The 25,984-nt window shown below is 68.0% G+C and carries 21 protein-coding genes; 11 read left to right on the top strand and 10 right to left on the bottom strand.

The genetic code is table 11. The annotated features are described in order from the left end of the window. Positions 1 to 91: 91 nt before the first annotated feature. Positions 92 to 1,024 carry a LysR family transcriptional regulator gene (locus DIE08_RS07395; RefSeq protein WP_124901466.1) on the bottom strand — a complete coding sequence of 311 codons (933 nt, stop codon included), beginning with the start codon at positions 1,022 to 1,024 and terminating at the stop codon, positions 92 to 94. A 202-nt stretch (positions 1,025 to 1,226) separates the two neighbouring features. On the opposite strand from DIE08_RS07395, the gene DIE08_RS07390 reads away from it, so the two are divergent. From DIE08_RS07390 to pdeR, 4 genes are all read left to right on the top strand, one after another. Beyond that, entirely contained in the window at positions 1,227 to 2,000 is a 774-nt protein-coding gene (locus tag DIE08_RS07390) for a putative hydro-lyase (RefSeq protein ID WP_124901465.1), read from the top strand. Between the two features lie 197 nt (positions 2,001 to 2,197). Beyond that, on the top strand, positions 2,198 to 3,496 hold the full coding sequence (locus tag DIE08_RS07385) for an MFS transporter (protein ID WP_124901464.1): 1,299 nt from the start codon (positions 2,198 to 2,200) through the stop codon (positions 3,494 to 3,496). Between the two features lie 130 nt (positions 3,497 to 3,626). Continuing rightward, complete coding sequence (locus tag DIE08_RS07380) at positions 3,627 to 7,265, top strand: hydantoinase B/oxoprolinase family protein (RefSeq protein ID WP_124901463.1); 3,639 nt, start codon at positions 3,627 to 3,629, stop codon at positions 7,263 to 7,265. Positions 7,266 to 7,944: 679 nt separating this feature from the next. Next, on the top strand, positions 7,945 to 9,948 hold the full coding sequence (gene pdeR / locus DIE08_RS07375; RefSeq protein ID WP_124901462.1) for a cyclic di-GMP phosphodiesterase: 2,004 nt from the start codon (positions 7,945 to 7,947) through the stop codon (positions 9,946 to 9,948). 51 nt (positions 9,949 to 9,999) lie between these two features. Here the strand turns inward: pdeR and DIE08_RS07370 are convergent, their stop codons facing one another. Beyond that, positions 10,000 to 10,863, bottom strand: a complete 864-nt coding sequence (locus tag DIE08_RS07370) for a crotonase/enoyl-CoA hydratase family protein (protein WP_124620748.1) — start codon at positions 10,861 to 10,863, stop codon at positions 10,000 to 10,002. A 497-nt stretch (positions 10,864 to 11,360) separates the two neighbouring features. On the opposite strand from DIE08_RS07370, the gene DIE08_RS07365 reads away from it, so the two are divergent. After that, positions 11,361 to 13,331 (top strand): APC family permease, encoded by a 1,971-nt coding sequence (locus DIE08_RS07365; RefSeq protein WP_124901461.1) that lies wholly within the window; start codon positions 11,361 to 11,363, stop codon positions 13,329 to 13,331. 42 nt (positions 13,332 to 13,373) lie between these two features. On the opposite strand, the gene DIE08_RS35535 is transcribed toward DIE08_RS07365, so the two are convergent. Next, entirely contained in the window at positions 13,374 to 13,517 is a 144-nt protein-coding gene (locus DIE08_RS35535; RefSeq protein ID WP_170296457.1) for a hypothetical protein, read from the bottom strand. 268 nt (positions 13,518 to 13,785) lie between these two features. On the opposite strand from DIE08_RS35535, the gene DIE08_RS07360 reads away from it, so the two are divergent. Both DIE08_RS07360 and DIE08_RS35530 read left to right on the top strand, forming a co-directional pair. After that, positions 13,786 to 15,672 (top strand): DUF3857 domain-containing transglutaminase family protein, encoded by a 1,887-nt coding sequence (locus DIE08_RS07360; RefSeq protein WP_124901503.1) that lies wholly within the window; start codon positions 13,786 to 13,788, stop codon positions 15,670 to 15,672. A gap of 56 nt (positions 15,673 to 15,728) precedes the next feature. After that, positions 15,729 to 15,896, top strand: a complete 168-nt coding sequence (locus DIE08_RS35530) for a hypothetical protein (protein WP_175814644.1) — start codon at positions 15,729 to 15,731, stop codon at positions 15,894 to 15,896. Between the two features lie 93 nt (positions 15,897 to 15,989). Here the strand turns inward: DIE08_RS35530 and DIE08_RS07355 are convergent, their stop codons facing one another. Next, positions 15,990 to 17,039, bottom strand: coding sequence for an AraC family transcriptional regulator (locus DIE08_RS07355; protein ID WP_124901460.1), 1,050 nt, complete (start codon positions 17,037 to 17,039; stop codon positions 15,990 to 15,992). A 70-nt stretch (positions 17,040 to 17,109) separates the two neighbouring features. Here DIE08_RS07355 and DIE08_RS07350 point away from each other — a divergent pair, with 70 nt between their 5' ends. Next, entirely contained in the window at positions 17,110 to 18,321 is a 1,212-nt protein-coding gene (locus tag DIE08_RS07350) for an MFS transporter (protein WP_124901459.1), read from the top strand. A 139-nt stretch (positions 18,322 to 18,460) separates the two neighbouring features. On the opposite strand, the gene DIE08_RS07345 is transcribed toward DIE08_RS07350, so the two are convergent. After that, entirely contained in the window at positions 18,461 to 18,928 is a 468-nt protein-coding gene (locus DIE08_RS07345) for a MarR family winged helix-turn-helix transcriptional regulator (protein WP_124620754.1), read from the bottom strand. Between the two features lie 82 nt (positions 18,929 to 19,010). On the opposite strand from DIE08_RS07345, the gene DIE08_RS07340 reads away from it, so the two are divergent. Then, positions 19,011 to 19,379, top strand: a complete 369-nt coding sequence (locus tag DIE08_RS07340) for a hypothetical protein (RefSeq protein ID WP_124620756.1) — start codon at positions 19,011 to 19,013, stop codon at positions 19,377 to 19,379. A 94-nt stretch (positions 19,380 to 19,473) separates the two neighbouring features. After that, the gene (locus tag DIE08_RS07335; protein ID WP_059601195.1) at positions 19,474 to 20,091 is read left to right on the top strand and encodes a glutathione S-transferase family protein; all 618 of its coding nucleotides are present in this window, start codon (positions 19,474 to 19,476) and stop codon (positions 20,089 to 20,091) included. A gap of 72 nt (positions 20,092 to 20,163) precedes the next feature. Here DIE08_RS07335 and DIE08_RS07330 read toward each other — a convergent pair whose 3' ends face one another. The 5 genes from DIE08_RS07330 to DIE08_RS07310 all read right to left on the bottom strand — a co-directional run bounded on the left by DIE08_RS07330 (position 20,164) and on the right by DIE08_RS07310 (position 25,327). Then, on the bottom strand, positions 20,164 to 20,886 hold the full coding sequence (locus tag DIE08_RS07330) for an HAD family hydrolase (protein ID WP_124901458.1): 723 nt from the start codon (positions 20,884 to 20,886) through the stop codon (positions 20,164 to 20,166). 28 nt (positions 20,887 to 20,914) lie between these two features. Next, positions 20,915 to 21,886, bottom strand: a complete 972-nt coding sequence (locus tag DIE08_RS07325) for an ornithine cyclodeaminase family protein (protein ID WP_124901457.1) — start codon at positions 21,884 to 21,886, stop codon at positions 20,915 to 20,917. 150 nt (positions 21,887 to 22,036) lie between these two features. Continuing rightward, the gene (locus DIE08_RS07320; RefSeq protein WP_124901456.1) at positions 22,037 to 23,167 is read right to left on the bottom strand and encodes a DSD1 family PLP-dependent enzyme; all 1,131 of its coding nucleotides are present in this window, start codon (positions 23,165 to 23,167) and stop codon (positions 22,037 to 22,039) included. A 113-nt stretch (positions 23,168 to 23,280) separates the two neighbouring features. Beyond that, positions 23,281 to 24,207 (bottom strand): LysR family transcriptional regulator, encoded by a 927-nt coding sequence (locus DIE08_RS07315; protein ID WP_124901455.1) that lies wholly within the window; start codon positions 24,205 to 24,207, stop codon positions 23,281 to 23,283. Between the two features lie 205 nt (positions 24,208 to 24,412). Next, on the bottom strand, positions 24,413 to 25,327 hold the full coding sequence (locus DIE08_RS07310; RefSeq protein ID WP_124901454.1) for an NAD(P)/FAD-dependent oxidoreductase: 915 nt from the start codon (positions 25,325 to 25,327) through the stop codon (positions 24,413 to 24,415). 143 nt (positions 25,328 to 25,470) lie between these two features. Between DIE08_RS07310 and DIE08_RS07305 the strand changes: the two genes are divergently transcribed. Further along, entirely contained in the window at positions 25,471 to 25,911 is a 441-nt protein-coding gene (locus tag DIE08_RS07305; protein ID WP_059601208.1) for an Rrf2 family transcriptional regulator, read from the top strand. The last annotated feature ends 73 nt before the right edge of the window (positions 25,912 to 25,984 follow it).

The raw sequence follows: 25,984 nt of genomic DNA, 5'->3' as shown, positions 1-25,984 counted from the left end.
CTGACGGCCATGCCGGCATTCACAAAGCGAAGCGGGTGTCACAAGTGTCGAGTGCGATTGTGTGCGATTCGCGCGGCGATGTCGAACCACCTCAAAGCGCCTCGACCAGCAACCGGTTGCTCTTTTCGCAATACTCGTGACAGGCAGCCCGCGCCGCGATCGACGCCCCGTGCACGAACTTCGGCGCGTCCGCCCGCCGCGACATCGACACGACGATCGACGGCGGCGACGGCTGCAGCGGTAGCTCGACGACCTCGCCGCTGGCGATCAACGCATCGACGAACAGCACCGGAATTGCCGCCACGCCGTAGCCGTCGCGCACGAGCTGCACGATCACCGAGATCGACGGCGAGCCGGTGATGCGCGTCTCCGACAGCGGCACGCCATGCGCGTGCGCCAGCGTGCGCACGATGTCCTCGAGCGCGCGGTGGGGCGCGGTGCCGCGACCGTAGGTCAGGATCGGCTGGCGCAGCACCTGCCGTGCGAGGCCCGTGCGCGTGGTCGGCAGCAGCCCCGCGCGCGCGATCCAGCGCACCGGATAGTTCGCGAGCGCGTCGCAGACGACCGATGCCTCGTCGCTGCCTTCCACGCGAATGATCAGGTCGAGTTCGCCGGCCATCAGCCGGCGCTGCAGCACGACGCTGACGTCGACGGTCAGGTCGATCTCCAGCTGCGGATAGTCGGCGGCGAGGCGGCGCAGGTAATGCGGCAGCCAGCTGTGCACGACCGTCTCGATCACGCCGAGCCGCAGCTTGCCGCGCAGCGCGCTTTCGCCGGCAGCGGCGGCCTGCAGCTCGTGCGTGGCCTCGACGACGGCCTTCGCATAGCCGAGCAGATATTCGCCGTTCGGCGTGAGCCGGAACTCGCGGCTGTCGCGATCGACGAGCACGGTCTGCAATTCGTCCTCGAGCGCCTTCAGGCGCTGCGAGATCGCGGCCGGTGTCGCGTGCAGCGCGGCGGCCGTCGTGCGGAAGTTGCGCAGCTTCGCGAGCGTGACGAAGGTTTCGAGGAAACGCGTGTTCATGGCGATCGGGCGGACGGTGGATGCGCAGCTTGCCGGTGAAGAAAAGTGAACGGGACCGGGGAAAACCCCGAGATCCGTTAAGAAATTCTATACGCGCGGTGCAAAAAAACTCGTTGGCGACGAAATTTTTTCTTTTCTATTCTTCGCCGTATCGCTGACGCAACCGTCATCCCGACGACATATCGATCTGCCAACGACCATCATGACGCCTACCGAATTCCGCCAGTCCGTACGCAACGGCGCATTCCGCAGCCCGACGGCCGGCCAGTGCGGCCCGTTCGCGCAAGCGAACCTCGCGATCCTGCCGGACGCGTACGCGCACGATTTCCTGCGCTTCTGCCAGGCGAACCCGAAGGCGTGCCCGCTGCTGGGCGTGGGCGAACCGGGCGCGTTCCGGCTCGACGTGCTCGGCGAGGATCTCGACATCCGCACCGACGTGCCGAGCTACAACGTATACCGCGACGGCCGCCTGACCGAGCGGATCGAATCGCTCGAAGCGCTGTGGCGCGACGATTTCGTCGTGTTCGCGATCGGTTGTTCGTTCTCGTTCGAGGACATGCTGGCGCGTGAAGGGATCGGGTTGCGCCACATCGAGGAGGGGCGCAACGTGCCGATGTACCGCACGTCGATTCCGAATCGCCGCGCGGGGATCTTCGGCGGCCAGCTGGTCGTGTCGATGCGCCCGCTGCGCGGCGCCGACGCGATCCGCGCGGTGCAGATCACGAGCCGGTTCCCGGGCGTGCACGGCGCGCCGGTCCATATCGGCCATCCGCGTGAACTCGGCATCGCCGATCTCGGCGCCCCCGATTTCGGCGACGCGGTGACGGTGCGCGACGACGAACTGCCGGTGTTCTGGGCGTGCGGCGTGACGCCGCAAACCGCGCTGATGGAGGCGAAGCTGCCGCTCGCGATCGCGCATACGCCCGGCTACATGCTGATGACGGACATCACGAACGCGTCGCTGGCCGTGTTCTGATCCGGCTGGCGCCGGCGGCCCGCACGGTTGCTGGTCTGGCCCCGACGCGGCGGCGCGTCGCGACCGCAGACGATCCGCCCGACCGGAGGGCGGCGCGCAGCCGCAGCCCGGCGATCGCTAGCACGACGTACGACGCACCACGCACGACACGCACGACACGCACGGTTTCGACCGCACATTTCGACAGGAGCTTCACCATGGAAAGCAAGACCCTCGCGGCGCCCGCCGCCGACCCCTCGGGCCCCGCGCGTAACGGCCTGTTCGGATGGTATGCGGACGCGCAGCCGCGCGAGCGACGCGCGTTCTGGAGCTGCAAGGTTGGCTACATGCTCGACGGGATGGACACGCAGATGCTGTCGTTCGTGATCCCGACGCTCGTCGCGACCTGGGGCATCTCGCTCGCGGACGCCGGCTTCATCGGCACGATGACGCTGCTCGCGTCGGCGGCGGGCGGCTGGATGGCGGGCATCCTGTCCGACCGGATCGGCCGCGTGCGCACGCTGCAGCTGACGGTGCTGTGGTTCGCGGTGTTCACCGCGCTGTGCGGGCTCGCGCAGAACTACCACCAGCTGCTCGCGGCGCGCGCGCTGATGGGCTTCGGCTTCGGCGGCGAATGGACGGCCGGCGCGGTGCTGATCGGCGAAGTGATCCGCGCGCGCGATCGCGGCAAGGCGGTCGGCCTCGTGCAGTCGGGCTGGGCGATCGGCTGGGGGCTGTCCGCGCTGCTGTATGCGCTGCTGTTTTCGGTGCTGCCGGCCGAGCAGGCATGGCGCGCGCTGTTCCTCGTCGGCCTCGCGCCCGCGCTGCTGGTGGTCGTGATCCGCCGCTACGTGAAGGAGCCCGACGTCTACGAGAAGGAGAAAGCCACGCAGGCGAAGGTGGCGGGCGCGCCGCGCCTCACCGAGATCTTCGCGCCGAAGCTGCTGTCGACGACGCTGCGCGCGGCGCTGCTGACGACCGGCGCGCAAGGCGGCTACTACGCGATCACGACCTGGCTGCCGACGTTCCTCAAGACCGAGCGGCACCTGACCGTGATGGGCACCGGCGGCTATCTCGCGATGATCATCCTCGGCTCGTGGGTCGGCTACCTGACGAGCGCATACCTGACCGACCGCCTCGGCCGCAAGCCGAACTTCATCCTGTTCGCGGTCGGCTCGATGGTGATCGCGTTCTCGTACACGTCGCTGAACCTGACCAACGCGTCAATGCTGTGGCTCGGCTTCCCGCTCGGTTTCTTCGCATCGGGCATCTTCTCCGGGATGGGGGCGTTCCTCACCGAACTGTTCCCGACTCGCGTGCGCGGCTCAGGGCAAGGCTTCTGCTACAACGTCGGCCGCGCGATCGGCGCACTGTTCCCGTTCCTGATCGGCGCGCTGTCCAAACAGTACGGGCTCGGCATGAGCATCGGCATCTTCGCGGTCGCCGCGTACGGCGTGGTGATCGTCGCGGCGCTGACGCTGCCTGAGACGCGCGGCCGCGAACTCGACGCTGCCTGACCAACCCCGGCGGCAGGGCCGCCGGCCCTTCGTTTTTCTTCCCCCTCGATCGACACCGTGACACGGCGCGCGACGCGCGCCGTGCGGCGGCGCTCGTCTTTCGAATCAACGACGCATCGAGTTCATCGCCATGACTGATCGACACATCTTCCCCGTTTCCTCCGACGCCGCGCGCTGGCAATTCTGGATCGACCGCGGCGGCACCTTCACCGACATCGTCGCGCGCCGGCCCGACGGCTCGCTCGTCACGCACAAGCTGCTGTCGGAGAACCCCGAGCAGTATCGCGATGCGGCCGTGGCCGGCATCCGCCACCTGCTCGGCCTCGCCGACGGCGAGCCGATTACGCCCGAACGCGTCGACATGGTGAAGATGGGCACGACGGTGGCGACCAATGCGCTGCTCGAGCGCAAGGGCGAACGCATTGCGCTCGCGACGACGCGCGGCTTTCGCGACGTGCTGCGCATCGCGTACCAGAACCGCCCGCGCCTGTTCGACCTCGACATCGTGCTGCCCGATGCGCTGTACGAGACCGTCGTCGAAATCGACGAGCGGATCGGCGCGCACGGCGACGTCGTCGTGCCGCTCGACGTGCAAGGTGCGCAAGCAGCGTTGCGCCGCGTGTTCGACTCGGGCGTGCAGGCACTGGCCATCGTGCTCATCCACGGCTATCGCTACACGGCGCACGAACGCGCGCTGGCCGACCTCGCGCGCCGGATCGGCTTCACGCAAGTGTCGGTGTCGCACGAGGTGTCGCCGCTGATGAAGATGGTGTCGCGCGGCGACACGACCGTGGTCGACGCGTACCTGTCGCCCATCCTGCGCCGCTACGTCGAGCAGGTCGCGCACGAGATGCCCGGCGTGAACCTGCAGTTCATGCAGAGCAGCGGCGGCCTGACGCGCGCCGATGCGTTCCAGGGCAAGGACGCGATCCTGTCCGGCCCGGCCGGCGGCATCGTCGGAATGGTGCGCGCCGCGCGCGCGGCCGGCTTCGACCGCGTGATCGGCTTCGACATGGGCGGCACGTCGACCGACGTGTCGCACTACAACGGCGAATTCGAGCGCGTGTTCGAGACGCAGGTGGCCGGCGTGCGGATGCGCGCGCCGATGATGAGCATCCATACGGTCGCGGCCGGCGGCGGCTCGGTGCTCGGTTTCGACGGCGCGCGCCTGCGCGTCGGGCCCGAATCGGCCGGCGCGAACCCGGGGCCGGCCGCGTACCGGCGCGGCGGCCCGCTGACGGTGACCGACTGCAACGTGATGCTCGGCAAGATCCAGCCCGATCACTTCCCGCGCGTATTCGGCGCGCATGCGGACGAACCGCTCGACCGCGACGCCGTGGTCGCGAAATTCGCCGCGCTCGCCGACGAGATCCACGCGGCGACCGGGCGGCGCGACACGCCCGAGGCGCTGGCCGAAGGGTTCCTGGAAATCGCGATCGGCAGCATGGCGAACGCGATCAAGAAGATCTCGGTGCAGCGCGGCCACGACGTGTCGCGCTACGTGCTGACGACGTTCGGCGGCGCGGGCGGCCAGCACGCGTGCGGCGTGGCCGACGCGCTCGGGATGACGCAGGTATTCGCACATCCGCTCGCGGGCGTGCTGTCCGCCTACGGGATGGGGCTTGCCGACCAGACCGCGATGCGCGAGCGCGCGGTGGAGGCCGTGCTGTCCGATGAATCGTTGCCGGCGCTGAATGCCGCGCTCGACCGGCTGACCGACGAAGCCGTCGGCGCGCTGCTCGAACAGGGCGTGCCGCCGGAGCGCATCGCGACCGAGCGTCGCGTGCACCTGCGCTATCAGGGCACCGATTCGGCGCTCGACGTGCCGGCCGGCAGCGTCGCGGCGATGCAGCGGGCGTTCGAAGCCGCATACCGGCAGCGTTACGCGTTCCTGATGCCCGGCACGCCGCTGGTCGCCGAACTGGCATCGGTCGAGGCGATCGGCCGCTCCGATGCGCCGGTCGAGATCGCGCCGCTCGTGCCGCGCGACGAGGGCGCGGCGCCGCACGCGCACGGCGCCGTGCGTTTCTATTCCGGCGGCCAATGGCATGACGCGGCGCTGTACGTGCGCGACACGCTGCTCGCCGGCGACGCGATCGATGGCCCCGCGATCGTCGCGGAGAAGAACGGCACGACCGTCGTCGAACCCGGCTGGCGCGCGCGGATGACCGCGCAGGGCAATCTCGTGCTGACGCGCACGACGCCGCTGCCGACGCGCCGCTCGCTCGGCACCGACGCCGACCCGGTGCGGCTCGAGATCTTCAACAACCTGTTCATGTCGATCGCCGAGCAGATGGGGCTGCGGCTGCAGAACACCGCGTATTCGGTGAACATCAAGGAGCGGCTCGACTTCTCGTGCGCGATCTTCGACGGCGACGGCAACCTGATCGCGAACGCGCCGCACATGCCCGTGCACCTGGGCTCGATGGGCGAGAGCATCCGCACGGTGATCGAGCGCAACCGCGGCCGCATGCGCGACGGCGACGTGTTCATGCTGAACGACCCGTATCACGGCGGCACGCATCTGCCGGACGTGACCGTCATCACGCCGGTGTTCGCGGACGGCTCGGACACACCGTTGTTCTACGTCGGCTCGCGCGGCCACCACGCGGACATCGGCGGCACCACGCCGGGCTCGATGCCGCCCGATTCGACGCACATCGACGAGGAGGGCGTGCTGATCGACAACTGGCAGCTCGTGTCGGCGGGCGCGCTGCGCGATGCCGACACACGCGCGCTGCTCGCCTCGGGCCGCTATCCGGCGCGCAACGTCGAGCAGAACATGGCCGACCTGCGCGCGCAGATCGCGGCGAACCAGAAGGGCGTCGACGAACTGCGGCGGATGGTCGAGCAGTTCGGCCGCGACGTCGTGCTCGCGTTCATGCGACACGTACAGGACAACGCGGAGGAGGCGGTGCGGCGCGTGATCGGTGCGCTGCAGGACGGCGCGTACCGCTATCCGCTCGACAATGGCGCGGAGATTCACGTCGCGATCCGCGTCGATCGCGCGGCGCGCCGTGCGGAGATCGACTTCACCGGCACGTCCGCGCAGCTCGACAACAACTTCAACGCGCCGAAGGCCGTCTGCATGGCCGCGGTGCTGTACGTGTTCCGTACGCTGGTCGGCGACGACATCCCGCTGAACGCCGGCTGCCTGAAGCCGCTGACGGTGATCGTGCCGGCTCGCTCGATGCTGAACCCCGAGTATCCGGCGGCGGTCGTGTCGGGCAACGTCGAGACGTCGTCGGCGATCACCAACGCGCTGTACGGCGCGCTCGGCTGCGTCGCATCGAGCCAGGGAACGATGAACAACTTCACGTTCGGCAACGATCGCTACCAGTACTACGAGACCATCGCCGGCGGCAGCGGCGCGGGCGACGGTTTCGCGGGCGTCGGCGCGGTGCAGACGCACATGACGAACTCGCGGCTGACCGACCCGGAGGTGCTCGAGTGGCGCTTCCCGGTGCGGCTCGACTCGCATCGGCTGCGCGCGGGCTCCGGCGGCGGCGGGCGCTGGCGCGGCGGCGACGGCGCGGTGCGGCGGATCCGCTTCCTCGAGCCGATGACCGCGTCGATCCTGTCGAACAACCGGATCCACGCACCGTTCGGCGCGGCGGGCGGCGAGGCCGGCGCGCTCGGCCGCAACACGATCGAGCGGGCGGACGGCACGGTCGAGACGCTCGAGCACGTCGGCCGCGCGCAGATGGCAGCGGGTGACGTGTTCGTCGTCGAAACGCCGGGCGGCGGCGGTTACGGCGCGGCGGGCTGAGCGGCGCGGCGAGGCAATGCAACGCGCGGAAGCGGTGCGGCGGCGCGCCCGCCGGACGGTTTTTGCGCGTCGCGGCCGGGTAATCGCACCGGTTCCATCACATGCCGCCGCAGTGCCTGCGCGAGGCGGCGATATAGTCGCTCGCACTAATCGGCCCGCTATTGCACGAGTCATGGGAATAATGACGCGCATTCCCGCATGAACGGAAATGGAAATTCCCCATTCCGCGTGCCGCCCGATGCGATCCGACCCCGCCAGAACGCCATTGGGGGCAGATCGTTGCCGGGCGATGGCGATTCCCCGCAAACGCCCGCCTGGCAAGGCGCGCCGAGGGATCCGCCGGCCCCGCTCAGGGCCGCTGCGAGCACCCGCGCGCCGGTCGCCGATCACGAAAAATCCCGCGTGCCAATCGAGTGCCGATTCCTTGACACCCCGTGTCAAATGTGAGTGCCAATCCTTGTCGTCATTTGATAAGATGGCTTCCATCATTCGCTTGGAAACCTGCGCGCGACATGCGCGAACGCCGGTTCGCATTGGTTGGAAACAAGTACGGAACGAGGGCCGCTGGCACAGTCATCACGACTGCCCCGCCGGGTACGCATGCAGCGCGCCCGGGGAACGGTGGCGGCCGGCTCGCCTCCGTCTACACTGTGCGTTTTTTCTGGATCGGGGCGTGTCCATGGATGACGAAAACGATAGCGCCGTGCTCGAAGCGCATCTCGGTACGCGTAGCCCATGCTGGCGTCTCGGCAGCGACAGCAATGCGCTCGAACTGGCCGCCGTTCGCGGCATGACCAATGTCGCGGTGGCACTGACCGGCGAGCAGGCTGCGCGGATCCGCGTGCTGACCGGCGTCACGTCGCACCTCGTGCTCGAACTCGCGCTGTTCGGCGATCCGGTCAGCCTCCATCTGGTCGGCCGGAAGGTCGATACCGCCAATTGGGCCGGCACGGCCTCCGCCTATTCCGATACCGCGTCCGTCGCGAGCGACCTCGCGCACGGGCTCGCGTTCGCCGAGCAGGTCGTGTCCGAAGTGAATTCGCTCGTCGTGATCCTCGACCGCAACGGCATGGTGCAGCGCTTCAATCGTCTGTGCGAGGAAGTGACGGGCAAGCGCGAGGTCGACGTGATCGGCCGCAGCGCGTTCGAGCTGTTCATGAGTCCCGAGCAGGGGGCGCAGTCACGCAGCAACATCACCGGCTTTTTCGCGAGCAACCGCTCGTTCGCGGTCGAGCGCTACATCAACACGGTCAACGGCCCGCGCCTGTTCCAGTTCCGCAACAAGTTCGTGCAGAGCGGCAGCGGTGTCGACGAGCAATATCTGATCTGCTCGGGCATCGATGTCACCGAGGAGCGCAAAGCGCAGCAGCGGCTCACCGAGCTCGCGAATACCGACGTGCTGACCGGCTTGCCGAACCGTCATGCAATCAGCGAGCGCATTCGTGTCGCGCTGGCCGCGGACCGCACCGACGTGCGCGGCCAGGTCGGCATCCTGTTCCTCGATCTCGACAACTTCAAGCGCGTCAACGACCACTACGGACACATCACCGGCGACCGCCTGCTGCAGGACGTGTCCGCGGTCATCGGCGGCTGCCTGCCGTCCGGCGCGACGCTCGCGCGGCTCGGCGGCGACGAATTCCTGGTGCTGTTCGAGCACGGCACGCGGCCGCTGCTCGAGGCGACCGCGCAGATCATCCTCGAGCGGCTGCGTACGCCGATCCACCTCGGGCTGGTGGAGGTCTACACGAGCTGCTCGATCGGCATCGCGATGTATCCGCAGCATGGCGATTCGCTCGAAACGCTGATTCGCAGCGCCGACACCGCGATGTACGTCGCGAAGGAAGAGGGCAAGCATACGTACCGCGTGTTCTCGCTGGAGATGAACCAGAAGGTCGCGAAGTACATGTGGCTCGACACGAACCTGCGCAAGGCGCTCGAGGAAGAGCAGTTCGTGCTGCACTACCAGCCGGTCGTCGACATCGCGACCGGCGACGTGCACAGCGTCGAGGCGCTGATCCGCTGGCAGTCGCCGGATCGCGGGCTCGTCGCGCCGATCGAGTTCATCCGTTTCGCGGAGGAGTCGGGGCTGATCGGGCCGCTCGGCCGCTGGGTGATGCGCACCGCGGCCGCGCAGGCCGCCGCGTGGAAGGCGAAGGGGCTCGGCGTGCGGATCGCGGTGAACGTGTCGGCGCGGCAGTTGCAGGACATGAACATCGTCGACCAGTTCGCGTCGATCCTCGACGGCGCGGGGCTGAAGCCGAGCCTCGTCGACATCGAGCTCACCGAAAGCAGCTTCATCGAGGACGAGGAGTCGGCGCACGAGCTGATGAAGCAGTTCCGCCAGCTCGGCGCGGAGATTCACCTCGACGATTTCGGCACCGGCTATTCGTCGCTGTCGCAGTTGTCGCGGCTGCCGCTCGATTCGATCAAGCTCGATCGCACCTTCATCACGGGCATCGACCGCAACCCGCGCTCGCAGGCGCTGGTGCGCTCGGTCGTGTCGCTCGCGAAGGCGCTCAGTTTCTCGGTGGTCGCCGAAGGTGTCGAGACGCACGCAGAAGCCGAATTCCTGAAACAGATCAACGTCGATCACGCGCAGGGGTTCTACTTCGCGCGGCCGATGCCGGCCCAGGCGTTCGAGGCCTGGCTCGCGGAAACGAGAAAGCTCAGGCTGATCGCCTGAGCTCCACCGCATGACGGGCGCCGCCGCTTTCGCGGCGGCGCTTCGCTCACATCACACCGTGCGCAGCTTCGACACGCGCCGGTTCTGCAGCATCACCAGACGTTCCATGTACGCGAGATCCTTCGGCTCGATCGTGAACGCCGCGTGAACCCATTGCTCGGTGATGTCCATCAGCTCTGAACGCGTGAGATTGAACACGCGCTCGCGTGCGCGCAGCATCGCGCGGATGCCGTTCAGCTTCGGCTTCATCACGTCGATGAAGGTGCGCGTAGCGAGATACGCGTCGCCCGCGTCGAACGTCTGGTCGATCAGCCCGCGATCCTCGTACCACTCGGCCGCATGCGCCTCGCCGGACGAGATCAGCGATTCCGCGACCCCTCGGTCCGCCTTCCGTGCGACCAGCGAATAACCGCCCATGCCCGGGAACAGGTTGAACGCGATCTCGGGAAAGCCGAGTTTCACGCCCTTCTGCGCGAGCATGTAGTGGTGCGCGAGGGCGGCCTCGAAGCCGCCGCCCAGCGCGCTGCCCTCGACCATCGCGATCGAGATCGCACCGGTGCCGAAGCCCGTGTAGATCTCGTACACGCCGTCGATGCACGAGCGCGCGTAGGCCATCAGCTGGTCGCGGCGGCCGCTGCGGATCGCGTCGACGAAGAAGCTCAGGTCGCCGCCGACGTTGAACAGCTCGGGGACGAGCGAGCCCGTCACCCAGAAGTCGAACGGCAGGCCCGAGTCGCGTGCGACGCGCGCGAGATGGATGATGTCGGTGACGAGTTGCTGGTTGAAACACGGCCGCGGCTCCGATCGCAGCATCATCCACATGACGTTGCGGCCTTCTTCGTAGAACGCGGTCAGTTGCGTGAGTTCGCCGGCTTCGTAAAACGGACGGCACGCCGGATGGGATTGGAGTTGCATGGTATGTCCTCGTGAGATGTGGTTTTCAGGAACCGCCGCGGCCGGCGTCGTGGAAACATGCCCCCGGGCGGCGCCGGCCGCGAGGCACCGCCATTGTTGCGCGCGCACAAATGTCGAATTGCGCGGAGCAACGCATGAACGGGACGCGAGTGGGCAGCGCGTTCGGCGCGAACCGTGCGAGCCATGCGAATGACGCAATCGATGTGATCGTTCGGCGGGAAAATGACGACGAGGAAGGCCGGGATTGGGCGCGGCGTCCGGGGCGCGCGGCGGTGAGGGTGGTCGGTGTGACGATGCGGTGAGCGTTCGCGCGACCGGGCCGTCGGCCGGTGCGGTTACGCGGCCGAGGGGCGGCGCGACAGGCCGGTCGCTTACGCGTTGAAAGCGGCGCCGCGCCGTCGGTCGCGTCTCATGGAATGTGCGGACTGGTGCGGCGGCCGGGCGTCGGCTAGCGTTAGAGGATGACGCCGCCGCGCCCGGCGTTCCGGGAGGAGACCATGACCGCATTCCAGAAGATGTGGCAGCTGCTCGTCGGAAAGCCGCTGGACCCGCTCGATCCGCGCACGCGTCACGCGATCGCCGTGACGCCGTTGCTGGCCTGGGTCGGGCTCGGCGCCGACGGGTTGTCGTCGTCGTGCTACGGCCCGGAGGAGGCGTTCCTCGCGCTCGCGCACCACACGCCGCTCGCGCTGTTTCTCGCGTGTGCCACCGCGGCGACCGTGTTCATCATCGCGCTTGGCTACAACCAGGTGATCGAGCTGTTCCCGACCGGCGGCGGCGGCTACCGCGTCTCGACCGCGCTGCTCGGGGCGAAGCCGGGGCTCGTGTCGGGCGCGGCGCTGCTGGTCGACTACGTGCTGACCGTCGCGACCTCGCTCGCGAGCGGCGTCGACGCGTTCTTCAGCCTGCTGCCGGTGAGCGCGCAGGCGTTCAAGCTCACGACCGAGATCGTGCTGATCCTGCTGATGACGGGGCTCAACTTCCGCGGGATGCGCGAATCGATCATGGTGCTGCTGCCGATCTTCATCGGCTTCGTCGTCCTGCACTTCGCGCTGATCGTGTATGGCGTCGCCGTGCACGGCAGCAACCTCGCGACGATCGTGCCCGATGCCGTGCACGAGGCGCACGGGATGTCGCAGTCGCTCGGCGTGTTCGTGATGCTCGCGTTGCTGATGCGCGCGTTCTCGCTCGGCGGCGGCACCTATACGGGCCTCGAGGCCGTGTCGAACAACGTGAACATGCTCGCCGATCCGCGCGTGCCGAACGGCAAGGTAACGATGTGGTACATGTCGACGTCGCTCGCGTTCACGGCAGGCGGCATCATCCTGCTGTACATGCTGTGGCACGCGCGGCCGGTCGAAGGCCAGACGCTCAACGCGGTCGTGTTCGGCAGCGTGATCGACCATCTCGGGCTTGGCTCCGCGTTCGCGCGGCATGCATTGCTCGCGGCCGTGCTCGCGTTCGAGGCAGGGCTGCTGATGGTCGGCGCGCAGACGGGCTTTCTCGACGGCCCGGCCGTGCTGTCGAACATGGCGTCCGATTCGTGGGTGCCGCGCCATTTCCGCGACCTGTCGACGCGTCTCGTGCGGCAGAACGGCATCATCGTCGTCGGCCTGTCGAGCCTGCTGATCCTGCTGTGGACGCACGGCAGCGTCGACGTGCTCGTCGTGCTGTACAGCATCAACGTGTTCCTCACGTTCAGCATGTCGCTGCTCGGGCTATGCACGTACTGGTGGCGCCATCGCAGCGAGCGCGGCTGGTTCAAGCATTTCTTCCTGTCCGCGCTCGGGCTGACCGTGACGGCGACCGTGCTCGTCATCACGCTGGTCGAGAAATTCACGGCCGGCGGCTGGCTCACGGTGCTCGTGACGAGCGCGGTGATCGCGCTGTGCTTCATGATCAACCGCCACTACGCGTACACGCGCGCACAGCTCGCGAAGGAGGACGCGCTGTTCTCGGGGGCGCCGCCGGAAGTCGACGAAGCGACCGCGCCCGGCAAGCCCGACCCATCGCAACCGACGGCCGTGCTGCTGGTCGGCAAGCATCGCGGCGCGAGCATGCACGCGCTGCTGTGGGTCAACCGGCTGTTTCCCGGGCACTTTCGCAACGTGATCTTCCTCGCGGTCGGCGAGGTCGATGCGAAGGCGTACGACGGGCACGAACATCTCGAACGGCTGCGTCACTCGATCACCGAAGCGCTCGAATACTACGTCGCGCACTGTCGCCGCCACGGCATCGCCGCCGACTACCGGATCGCGTTCGGTACGAATCCCGTCGTGGAATTCATGAACCTCGCATCGTCGACGCTCGACGACTATCCGAACGCCGTGTGCTTCGCGAGCAAGCTGATCTTCAGGCGCGTGAATTTCCTGACCGCGTGGTTGCACAACCAGACACCGGTCGAGTTGCAGGCGCGCCTGCATGTCGAGGGCAAGCAGATGGTGCTGCTGCCGATGAACGTCGGGTAGCGATGGAGCGGCAAGCGCGTGAGCGACTGCCGGTGGCAGCCGTCAGGGTTGATGATGCCGATGCGGGCGGTTGGGCCGCCGCAGCGGCGGATGACGGAATTTGGCTCTCAGCCGGTCGCGCCCCGGACGCTTGACGAAGAACAGCACGGCGAGCGCGACGAACGCCAGCAGCACGACGATTTCCACGATCCCGTTTTCCATGGTGCCTCCTCGTCGCACGCGGACGATCCATCGCCGTCGTTCGGCGATCGAGCCGATGCCGGCGGCCGCACGCGATGACGCTTCCATGTCTCATTGTAGGTCGGCGCGCAACGGCTTGACGCGTGCGGGTGCGGCGCCCACACTGGCCGACACGAGGGGGGCGCGGTCAGCCCTGTCCGCTGCGTGACCGCGCTTTCCTTGAACCGCGACGAGGTGCGATGTGGTGCGCTTTTCTGTCGGCCTGGCCGGCTGGATGCTGGCATGCGCCGCCGCGTTCGGCGCATCGAATGCCGTCGGTGCGACGCCGGGCGCGGGCCCGGCCGTGGACGCAGCGAACGACGTGGCCGACGAAGCGCCCGTCACGCTCGTCAGCGATGTCCACGAATTCGTGATCCAGCACGACGGGTCGCTCGACGAGCACGACGATTCGACCTTGCGCGCGAACAACGCGAACGGCATCGATGCGGTCGCGCAGCGCTACGTGTGGTTCGACAAGAACCTGGAGAAGGTCGACCTGCTCGCGGCCGAGACGATCGATCGCGACGGCGTCGCGCATCCGGTCGGCCCCGACGGCATCCGCGACGTCCAGGAGCCGCGCTCGGCCGGCGCGCCGACGTTCCAAGACGGGTTGCTGCGCACGGTCGTGTTTCCCGGTGTCGAGGCCGGGTCGGGCACGCGCATCGCGTTCCGCAAGTCGCGCACGAGGCCGGTCAACGCGGGTTATTTCGGCTACTACGTCGAGCCGTCGCGCGAGCCGGTGGAGAACCAGCGGCTGATCTTCGACGTGCCGGCCGACATGACGCTGCACGCGGACGCGCGCGGCTACGTCGCGCTGCCGCCGGTGACCGCGAACGGCCGCACGCGCTACGAATTCGACTACCGGCACGGCCCTTACGAGCGCATCGAGAGCGGCGCGGTCGGCTACCCGACCTACGGCGACCGGCTCATGGTCTCCACGCTGCCTGACCATGCGGCATTCGCCGCGCGCTACCGCAACGCGGCCGTCGACCCGAGCGCGAACGATCCGGCCGTCGTGCAACTCGCACGCGCGCTCACCGCCGACGCCGCCGATCCGCACGACAAGGCGCGCATCCTGTACGACTGGGTGCAGGCGAACGTGCGCTACGTCGCGCTCTTTCTCGGCGAGACGGCCGCCGCGCCGCATCGCGTGACCGACATCCTGCGCAACCGCTACGGCGACTGCAAGGACCATGTCGCGCTGTTCGGCGCGTTGATCGCGGCGGTCGGCATCCGCAGCGAACCGGTGCTGATCAATCTCGGCTCCGTGTACACGCTGCCGTCGGTGCCCGGTTACGGCGGCGGCGCGATCAATCACGCGATCACGTGGCTGCCCGATCTCGGCCTCTACGCCGACACGACGACGGCCGGCATCGCGTTCGGCTACCTGCCGCCGATCGTGATGGATCGGCCGGCGCTGCTCGTCGACACCGGCGTGCTGTCGCGCACGCCCGCCGTGCAGACGAAGCGCCGCACCGCGCGCGTGGCGATCGATGCCGCGCAACCGGGCGCCGCGCGGTTTCACGCGCTCATCGTGGACGACGGCTGGACCGCAGAGCTCGAACGCACGCTGTTTCGCCGCGCAGCGCCCGACCGCATCCGGCAGCTCGCGAACGAACGCCTGCGGCAAAGCGGGCTGCGCGGTAGCGCACGGATCACGACGAGCGATCGCCGTGCGACGGGCGGCCCGTTCGATGTGACGTATGACGGCACGCTCGATCACTTCGTGTGGCCGGACGGCACGACCGCCGTGCCCGTGCTGTCGAGCCTCACGGGCGGCATCGCGACGCAGGTCGAGGGCTGGCTGGCCGAACCCGTGCGCACGCAGCCGTGGACGTGCATCGGCGGAAGTTTCGAGGAGACCGGCCAGATCGCGCTGCCGGCCGACGTCGCGGTGAGCGACCTGCCGACCGATGCGGCCGTGCACGACCGCTTCGTCGACTTCGCGTCGCATTACGTATTCGATGCGGCCACGCGCATCGTGCAGGTCACGCGGCGGATGACGGCCGAATTCGGCCGCCAGGTCTGCACGTCCGACGAATTCACGGCGCTGCGCGCGTCGCTCGAACGCATCGAACGCGACACGCAGGCGCAGATCGTCGTGCGGGCGAAAGGGCATTGAGCGGGCAGCGGCAATGAGCGCGTCGCCGTCATCGGCCGGCGCGCAGGAGCGACATCATGACGGAACGGGAACACGAGATCGCCGACCTGGCGAAGGAATTGCTGGGCCGGATCGTGCAGGGCGCGATGACGAACGGCGAGCCGGTGGATGCGCAACAGTGCGCGGCATTGGCCGTGGAGTGCGCGACGGCGCTGGTGGACACGCTCGACGCGCACAGCGGTTGAACGCAATCGTCGCGTGCGACGGCGCATCGAGCGATGCCGGCGTGACTCGGCAGGCGTTCGCTTGGCCCCGCGCTGCACGCGAAGCGTTACACGTCACACGTCGGCGTGCGTGTCGCCTTCGGCACGCACGGCGCCCGGCGGCTTTCCGACCACGCGCTTGAACGCGCGGCTGAACGCGGCCAGCGAACCATAGCCGAGCCGGTACGCGACGGCTTCGATCGTCTCGCCCTCGCGCGCGATCCACTGCGCGGCGAGCCGCATCCGCAGCTCGGTCAGGTAGCGCACGGGCGTCATCCCGGTCGCCGCGAGAAAGCGCTCGGCGAACACCGAGCGCGACACGCCCGCTTCGGCGGCCAGCTCCGCGACGCTCCAGTTGCGGCCCGGGTCGCGATGCAGCGCGACGATCGCGCGGCCCAGCTTCGGCTCGCGCAGCGCCTGCACCCAGCCCGCCGCGTCGCCGCATCCGCACTCGACCCAGCCGCGCACGATGAATGCCGCGACCACGTCCGCGAGCCGCGCGAGGATGCCCGCGAAGCCCGCGCGCTCGGAGCACGATTCACGTTCCATCGCGTCGAGCATCGGGCGGATTTCCGGGTAGCGCGCGAGCAGCGTGCCGACGTGCATGAACTCGGGCATCGCGCCGACCAGCGGCTGCATGCCGCCGAGGTCGAGCTCCATGCATGCGCTGAAGATCAGCGCGTCGCCGGCGCCCGGCTCCGTCGTTGCGCAGGCCGCGGGCGACGTGCCGGCCGATGCCACCGATGCGACCGTATCGCAAATCTTCGCGGCTTCGAAGCCGTGGATCTCGCGGCACGGCGCGTCCGGATCGGACACCAGCGCATGCATGCGCCCGTGCGGCAGCAGGATTGCATCGCCGGCCTCGAGCCGCATCGTTGCGCCGGCTTCGTCGCGCAGCAGCACGGGCCCGCGCCCGACGAAATGGAACTGCGCGCGGCCCGGCGCCTGGCCGAAGCTCAGCCCGAACGGCCGTGCGACCTGGATGCGGCGGTACTGGACGCCGCTCAGGCGCATCCCCAGCAGCAGCTCGCTGACGAGGTCGTGCACGTCGGGGACGGGAGGAAGCAGGGGCTCGGACATCGCGAAATTCGGACGATCGATCAATAAGAACGGATTGTATGTCATAGACCGTCCTGTCGTCGTTCCTTACGATACGCCGTCATCAGTATTTTCCCTACACGACTCGGAACGACGCATGAATCCCGGAATCTCCTCTGCCGCCAGCACGGCGGCCCCCCGCGAGCCGGCCTGGGGCGCTGTCTTCGCGATGACGCTTGGCGTGTTCGGTCTCGTCACCGCCGAATTCCTGCCCGCGAGCCTGCTCACGCCGATGGCCGACAGCCTCGGCGTGACCGAAGGCGTGGCCGGCCAGGCCGTCACGGCCACCGCGACGGTCGCGCTCGTCACGAGCCTGCTGATCTCGGCGCTGACGCGCACGATCGACCGCCGGCGCGTGCTGCTCGCATTCTCGGTGCTGCTCGTCGCGTCCAATCTCGCGGTCGCGTTCGCGCCCGACCTGACGACGCTGCTGATCGGCCGCGTCGTGCTCGGCGTCGCGCTCGGCGGCTTCTGGACGATGGCGACCGCCACCGCGATGCGGCTCGTGCCGACGGCGATGGTGCCGCGCGCGCTGTCGATCATCTTCAGCGGCGTGGCGGTCGCGACGATCGCCTCCGCGCCGATGGGCAGTTATTTCGGGCACCTGATCGGCTGGCGCAACGTGTTCCTGATCGCGGCCGGGCTCGGCGGTCTCGCGTTCGCGTCGCAGGTGATGACGCTGCCGTCCATGCCGCCGAGCGGCACGACGCGGCTGCGCACGCTCGTCGACGTGCTGCGCCGGCCGACCGTCGGCCTCGGGATGTTCGCGACGATCCTCGTGTTCACCGGTCATTTCGCGTTCTTCACGTATCTGCGGCCGTTCCTCGAACAGGTCGCCGGCGTTGGCGTGAACGGGCTGTCGGCGATCCTGCTCGGCTACGGCATTGCCAATTTCGTCGGCACGTCGCTCGCGGGCCGCGTGCTCGAACACCGGCTGCGGCCGATGCTGATCGGGATGCCCGCGCTGATGGTCGTGCTCGGCGTCGCGCTCGTCGCGCTCGGCCGCGCACCGATGATCGACGCGGTGCTCGTGGCGTTGTGGGGGATGGCGTTCGGCGGCGTGCCGGTCGCATGGTCGACGTGGGTCACGCGCACCGTGCCCGATGAGGCCGAAAGCGCGGGCGGGCTGATCGTCGCGGCGATCCAGCTCGCGATCGCGACGGGCGCGGCGGCGGGCGGCGTCGTGTTCGACGCGAACGGCGCGGGCGGCGTGTTCCTGGGCGCGGCCGCGGTGCTGGCCGTGGCGGTCGCGACGATCGTGACCGGCGTGCCGAAGCGGGTGGGCGTGGCGCCGGCGCTCGCCGAGTGAGATGCATGCGGGCGATCGACGCGAGCGCGGATCGGCCTGCTGTTCGGACCGGGGAGAAACCGGCGTGTCTGGATGAAGTGACCCGCGCGGGCACGCTGCACGTTGCGGCGCGCCCGCTGTCACCGCATGGCGCGCCGCGTCAGCCGCGCGTAGCCGGATCCTCCGACAGCGCGCGCAACTGCCCGCGCAACACATCGACTTCGCCCGCTGCGAACGGCCGTTCGATCTCGGCGTGCGTTTGCTGCCATAGCGGGAATGCTTCGGCCAGCAACTGATGGCCGGCCGGCGTGAGTTCGAGCAGGCGGCTGCGCTTGTCGTCCGGATCCTGCGTGATCGTGAGCAGCCCGCGCCGCTCGAGCGGCTTGAGCGCGGCGGTTAGCGTGGTGCGGTCCATCGCGAGCAATGACGCGACCGATTTCATCGCGGCCGGCTGCGGCCGGTTCAGCGACATCAACAGCGAAAACTGGCCGTTGGTGAGATCCAGCGGACGCAGCACATCGTCGAAGATGCGCGCGAGATTACGCGCCGCGCGCTGCATGTGCAGGCACAGGCAGCAATCGCGCACCATCAGCGTCGTTTCGAAAGGGAGCTGTTCTTTGCGTGCCATGTTGCAATTGTGTTGATATCAACCTATTGTGTCAAGGGCGGGGAGCGGCAGCCCGTCGTTCCCGCCATCGGACGGAGGAAGCATGAGTGCGCAACAGCAGTTGTATCTCGCGGTATTCCTCGGCAGCAAGGATAGCCCGGGCATGAAGGCGTGGATGGCGCTGCCCGAGGACGAGCGGCGTGCGCGGGAGCGCGAGGGGATCGCCGCGTGGCACGCGTGGGTCGACCGGCATCGCGATGCGATCGTCGAGCTCGGCGGGCCGCTCGGCAAGACCAAGACCATCGGCGCGGGCGGCGTGACGGACACCACCAATGCGATGAGCGGCTTCACCGTCGTGCGCGCCGCATCGCACGACGCGGCCGCCGCGCTGTTCGAAGGCCATCCGCATTTCACGCTGTTCCCTGGCGACGCGATCGACGTGATGCCGGTGCTCGCGGTGCCGGGCATGTGAGCGGCGACAGGCGCTGCGTGCGCGGTCGTCGCGGCCGATGGGCCGTCGCCTGCGCGCGGCGATTTTCCCCGACATTATCGATGGAGACATTGCGATGAAGCTTTACGGATTCGCCGGCACGCGCTCGCAACGCGCGCTCTGGGGGCTCAAGGAACTGGATGCGGATTTCGAGTTCGTGTCGGTCAACCTGCTCGAGGGCGAGCACAAGCGGCCCGAATTCCTGCGCCTCAATCCCGCCGGCAAGGTGCCCGTGCTCGTGGACGGCGACCTGGTGATTCCCGAGTCGGCCGCGATCGTGCTGTATCTCGCGGACAAGTACCCGGAGAAGGCGCTGTTGCCCGTCGATCTGGCGCTGCGCGCGCAGGCCTATCGGTGGGTGATGTTCGCGGTGACGGAGCTTGAACAGCCGCTGTGGCGGATTACGCGCCATTCGTTCCTCTATCCGCCCGAAAAGCGCTCGCCGGCCGATATCGAGCTGGCGCGTGAGGACTTCGCGACGATGGCCGCGATCCTCGACAAGCATCTCGAAGGACGCGAATTCATCGTCGGCGACGCGTTGACGGTGGCCGATTGCGTGACGGTCTACCTGATCGACTGGGCGAGCGAATGCCACCTGATCGAACCGTTCCCGCAATTGCGCGCGTATCTCGAGCGGCTTTATGCGCGACCGAAGGCGCCGCAACGGATCGCGGACGCGCGCAAGGCGGCGTGAAACGGTGGCCGGTCGTGCCGATGTGGGTGATCGACCTCGACCGCGCGAACTCGCAGCCTTGCGGGCTCGCGGTTACGACGCGTCGACGGGGCCGCCGAGCGCACGGCACAGCGCCGACAAGTCGTGAACGGTCAGATGTGGGGACGGGGCACGCCGCGCGGCGTGCTCCGCTTCCGTCCCCGGGTGGCGCACGACCCATGCTGCCTGCAGCCCCGCATTCAACGCGCCGACGATATCGAGGTGAAAGTCGTCGCCGACGTGGAGCAGTTCCGCCGCAGGCACGCCGAGTTTCGCGGCGGCCGCATGGAAGATTTCCGGCTCGGGTTTCGCGAACCCGCACGCACGCGCGCTGAGCGTTTCGCGGAAGAACTCGCCGCCGCCGGTCAGCCGAAGATCCGCATTGCCGTTCGTCACCGCGATCAGCGGAAATCGCGCGCTCAACCACTCGAGCGCCGGCAATGCATCGTCGAAGAACTCGACCTGGTTTCGCATGGAATAGAACACGTCGTACGCGCGGTCGGTCAGCGTGAGGTCTTCGTTCGCGCGTTCGAGCGCAAGCCGGATCGATCCGATGCGCAACGCGCGAAAGTCGCTGACGAGGTCCGGCCGCGAGCGTTCGTATTCGATGCGCAGCTGGCCCAGTGCCTGCGACGTGGGCACGACGCTCGCGGTACCGGGCGCGTGCGCGATCAGCCACGCATGCAGCGACGCCTCGGCCCGTTCGACGGACGGTCCGAACGGCCAAAGCGTGTCGTCGAGATCGAACGAGAGGGCGGAAACTCTGGATAGGCGCATGGCGATGGAAGATACCACGCAGTGCCGTTCACCACGGCCACGGGATCGAACGTCCCGCGTCGTTTTCGACGGCCTGCCGGTACAGGAAACGCGCAACGGTCAGGTCCTGCAGCGCGAGTCCCGTCATGTCGAACACGGTGATCTCGTCCGGCGATCGATCAACGGGCACGGTGCCGGCAAGCACGTCGCCGATTTCAGCACGCGGCAGATCGGGCGCCCATTGGCATTCGCCGATGCTGCGCGCCTGCTCGTGATCGTCCACGAAAATGCGCGCGCGCGCCAATACGCCTTCGGGAAGCTCGCGCTTGCCCGCGGTGTCCGCGCCGACGCAGGTCAGGTGGGTGCCGGGTTGAACCGCGTCCGCGTCGAACAGCGGGCCGCCGCCCGGCGTTGCCGTGATGACGACATCGCTGTCGGCTACGGCATCGTTCCGGTCCCGTGCGACACGGATGTCGCAACGTTCGCGGAATGCCGATTCGAACACCGCGTCCGGTTCGCCGCTGACGTTCACATACTGCACCGAGCATCGTTGCGGCAGCAGACTGAGCGCGTAGTCGAGCTGGACGCGCGCCTGCACGCCGGTGCCGAACACGCAGATGCGGGTACTGTCGCGGCGTGCCAGCGCCTGCAGGCCGAGGCCGCCGGCCGCACCGGTCCGGGCGGTGGTGATCGCATTGCCGTCCATGATGCAGAGCGGACGGCCGGTGGCCGGATCGAACAGCGCGATCGTCGCCTGATGCGGCTCGCCGCCCCGGCTTCGATTACCGGGCCAGAAACCGGCTGCCTTGAAGCCGAGCAGATCCTGGCCCGCGACGTCGCCGGACTTGATGCCGAACACGCCGCCGGTGTGCAATCTTTCGCGCACGACCGGGAACACGCGCCCCGCACGTCGACTGTGCAGCACGAAGGCTTCGCGCACCGCCGCCATCACCGGTTCGGCTTGAAGGGCCGGTTCGACGACATCCCGGTCGAGAAGAAGGAGGTGGGCGTCAGTCGGCATGGTGGGAGAGCCTGTCGGATGCGATGCGAATCGCGATCTTTAAAGTTTGTATAGTTTTGGAAAAATAGTCAATTCCGATCGGGCGACGGTGCGGTGGCCGGTTTCTTCGTTCGACATCCGCCGCTGCACCGGTCGTCGCCTTCAGGTGTCCTACCATCCGTAGAAGCGCGGCCAGGTCTGCACGGTGCCGTCGCTGCCCAGCGCGTGGTATTCCGGGTGCTGCGCACCGGTCGCGCATGCGTGGTTCGGGAGGATCCGCAAACGGGTGCCGATCGGAAACCGCTTTGCGATCGCGGTGTCGGCCATTCCCGCGCGAGACACGATGCCGTGCTCCTGGTTGGCCGCGCTCATCACGTACTCGCCGAGCACTTCACCGTCTTCGGTACACACCTGCCCGTAGCCGAAATCCCGCGCCTGCCGCTGCGTGCCGCGATCGCGGCTCATCGCCATCCAGCCCGCGTCGACGATGGCCCAGCCTTTTTCTTCCTGGTGTCCGATGACGGTGGTCAGCACCGACAGCGCGATGTCGGACAGCGCGCACACTCCGACGTTGTGCATCACGAGGTCGAACAGCACGTACACGCCCGCGCGGACTTCCGTCACGCCGTCGAGGTGCTCCGCGGACAACGCGGTCGGCGTCGAACCGATGCTCACGATCGGGCAGGGCAACCCCGCGGCCCTGAGGCGTTCCGCGGCGCGCACGGTCCGGCTGCGCTCCTGTTCGGCGATCGCGACCAGCGCGTCGCGGGTGTCGTAGTCGTAGCTGGAGCCGGCATGCGCGAGCACGCCGCCAAGCGTCATCCCGCCGTCGAACAGCGCGCGGCCGACGTCGATCAGCAGGTCGTCGTCGGGCACGATCCCCGAGCGGTGACCGTCGACGTCGACTTCGATCCAGACTTCGAAGCGCTCGCCGTGCTCGCGCCCGAATTCGGCGATGGCGTGCGCGGTCTGCAGGCTGTCGGCGACGATCTTCAGGTCGCAGCCCTGCCGGCGCAGCGCGAGCGCCTGGCCGAGCCTGGCGGGAATCATCCCGACTGCATAGACGATGTCGCGTACGCCGCCCGCGAAGAATTGTTCGGCCTCCTTAAGCGTCGACACCGTGATGCCCTGCGCACCGGCCGCGATCTGCGCGTCGACGACATGCTGGCATTTGGTGGTCTTCACGTGCGGCCGGAACCTGACGCCGAGCGCGTCCAGATGCGCCTGCATGCGCGCGATGTTATGACGCATGCGACCGACGTCGATCAATGCGGCGGGGGTATTCGGAAGCGGGATGCCCATGGTGCGTTGCCTCGGTGGTTTGCCGACAGCGAACACTGTAGGGTGTTTGGCCAGCAGCGTGTTTAACGTGTGCCAAATTGATCATTAAGCGCGATTTAATCGCGGGAAGTCGCTCATGCCTTGCCGCGCCACGGCGGCGGATCGAAAAATCGTGTCGCGGCTTCGAGGAAGACCCGTTGCCGCGCGGAGCGGCCGGTGCGCGACGGCAGCAGCGCGGTCACTGGCGCGGGCGGCAGATGCCAGTCGGGCAGCAACCTGACCAGCTTGCCGCTGGCCAGCAGCGGCGCGACGTCCCACTCGGAGCGTTCGACGATGCCGAGCCCGGCCAGTGCCCAGTCGGTGATGACGGTGCCGTCGTTCGACGAAAGCGCGCCCGTGACGCGAATCACCGCCGATCGCCTGGATTCGCCCTTGCCATCGCCGGCTTGCGAGAAGCGCCAGCGCGGAACGTCCTCGTCGTTTTCGCGCAGGCACAGGCAGTCGTAGCGGGCGAGATCGGACGGATGGTCCAGTTCGTTGATGCGCCGCGCGTAACCGGGGCTCGCGCACAGGAAGCGCTCGTTGGGCGCGAGCGGATAGCCGATCCACGACGACGACTTCAGGCTGCCGACATGGACGACCACGTCGGCCCCCGACGCGCTGGTCAGCGGACTCTCCGACAGGTGCAGTGAGATTTCGAGCTTCGGATGCGCGCGTTGGACGTCACGCACGATCCGCGCGACGTACTTGCGCCCGAAGCCGAACGGCGCGACGACGCGCAGCGTGCCCTGCACGTCGCCGTGATCGCCGGAGATGTTGGCCGGCAGTGCCTCGACGCGCTCGAGAATCCCGACGGCTTCCTGGTACAGCCGCTGACCCTCGTCGGTCAACGCGATCCCTTTCGGCCGCCGCACGGCGAGCCGGACATTGAGTCGTGCCTCCATCCGCTGCAGGCGGATCGTGACCGCGGGCGGGGTGAGGTCGAGCAGGCGCGCGGCGGATGCCAACGAGTGCGACGCGCCGATCGCGCGCACGAGTCGAAGATCGTCGAGGTCGAGCATTTCGTATCTTTTAATGCTGATGTTGCCGAGCATTAAACACCACATTGCATGATGAATCCATCGACGCATGTTCGGATATCGACAAGCGTTTGTGAGGATCGACGTGCGGGAATGCCTGCCCGGCGAACGGGGTTGGCGTTGACCGGGCCATCGCGCAGGGAAAGCGGGATGACGCTGCGTCACCCCGCACGCCGCTTCGTTCACTTCACGCGTCGAGCCCGAAAATCAACGACCGATGCGCGCCCACGCCGGCCGCGACGCCGGATGCCGACGCGAACGTCGCATTCGTCATCAGGCTCGACGCATCGCCGGCCGCGAACACACCGGGAATGCTCGTCTGCTTCCACGTATCGACGCGAATCGCCGTGCCCAGCGGCCCGTCGTCGAACGCACAGCCGAGCTGTTGGGCGAGATCGCTCGCCATCTCCGTGCGCGCGCCGATGAACAACGCATCGATCGGCACGACTTTCCCGTCGGCGAGCCGCAGCGCGTCGATCCGCGGCGCTTCGCCGAGGATCTCGACGACCGGCGACCGTTCGATACGCACGCCTCGCGCGGCGAGCAATGCGGCTTCCTCCTCGTTCGCTTCGACTACGCGTTGCGTGAACCACGTCGTCGGTCCCCAGTCAGGAATCAGGATCGCCTGATGCACGGAAAGCGGATGCGTCGCCAGCACGCCGAGTTGCCGGCCCGACACCTCGTAGCCATGGCAATACGGACAATGCAGCACGCTGACGCCCCAGCGTTCCGCGAGCCCCGGCAGCGCGGGCAGTTCGTCGCGGATGCCGGTCGCGAGGATCAGCCGCTCGGCGCTTGCACGGCTGCCGTCCGCCAGTGTCACGTGAAAGCGGCCGTTCGCATCGCGCTCGGCGGTGCGCGCCTCGCCGGCGATCCGCTGCACGGTCGGATAGGTCGCGAGTTGCGCGGCGGCTTCCGCGACGATCTGCGCAGGCGGCTTGCCGTCCTGCCCGAAAAATCCGTGCGCATGTTCGGCAAAACGATTACGCGGCCGCCCGGCATCGATCACGAGCACGCGGCGCCGTGCGCGTGCGAGCTGCATCGCGGCCGACATCCCGGCAAAGCTGCCGCCGATCACGATCACTTCATGATGGCTCTGCATGTGGTCACTCCTTTCCTGAATCCGTATCAAGCGAAGAACGTGCTCCGATGGCGGCCAACTCATGAAACACGAGAAGTTGCATGATAGGCCGATGGTATCATTCATGCAACTTCATAAGTTTCGAGAGTGGGAGCCAACCGTCCGTGAGAACCGATAGCCGTTTGTCGCGCATGCTGCATGCGCTGATCCACATGGACCAGGCCGACGGCCCGCTGACGTCGGAGGCGATCGCGGCGATGCTGTGCACGAATCCGGTCGTCGTGCGGCGATTGCTCGGCGGGCTGCGCGACTGCGGCTACGTGCAGTCGGAGAAAGGGCACGGCGGCGGGTGGGCGCTCAGCGTCGCGCTCGACGACATCACGCTGCTCGACGTCTATCGCGCGGTGGGCGAGCCGCCGGTATTTTCCGATCTGGTGGCCGAGGATGCACCCGAATGCCTGGTCGAACAGGCGGTCAATGCGCATCTGTCGGCCACGCTGAAGGAGGCCGAAGCGGTGCTGCTTGCGCGCTTCGGGGAGGTCACGCTCGGCATGCTGTCGCGCGATTTCGAGGCGAAGGCGGCGCGCCGCCGCAAGCCGCGCTGACGCGCCGCAACATCGCGACCGTCACCCGACCGTCACCCTATAGCCGGCATTCCGACGCATCCGGCGCGGCGCG

The organism is Burkholderia sp. Bp9004 (genome assembly GCF_003858025.1).
GTDB lineage: Bacteria > Pseudomonadota > Gammaproteobacteria > Burkholderiales > Burkholderiaceae > Burkholderia > Burkholderia diffusa.
This window is presented reverse-complemented; position numbering and strand designations above follow the sequence as displayed.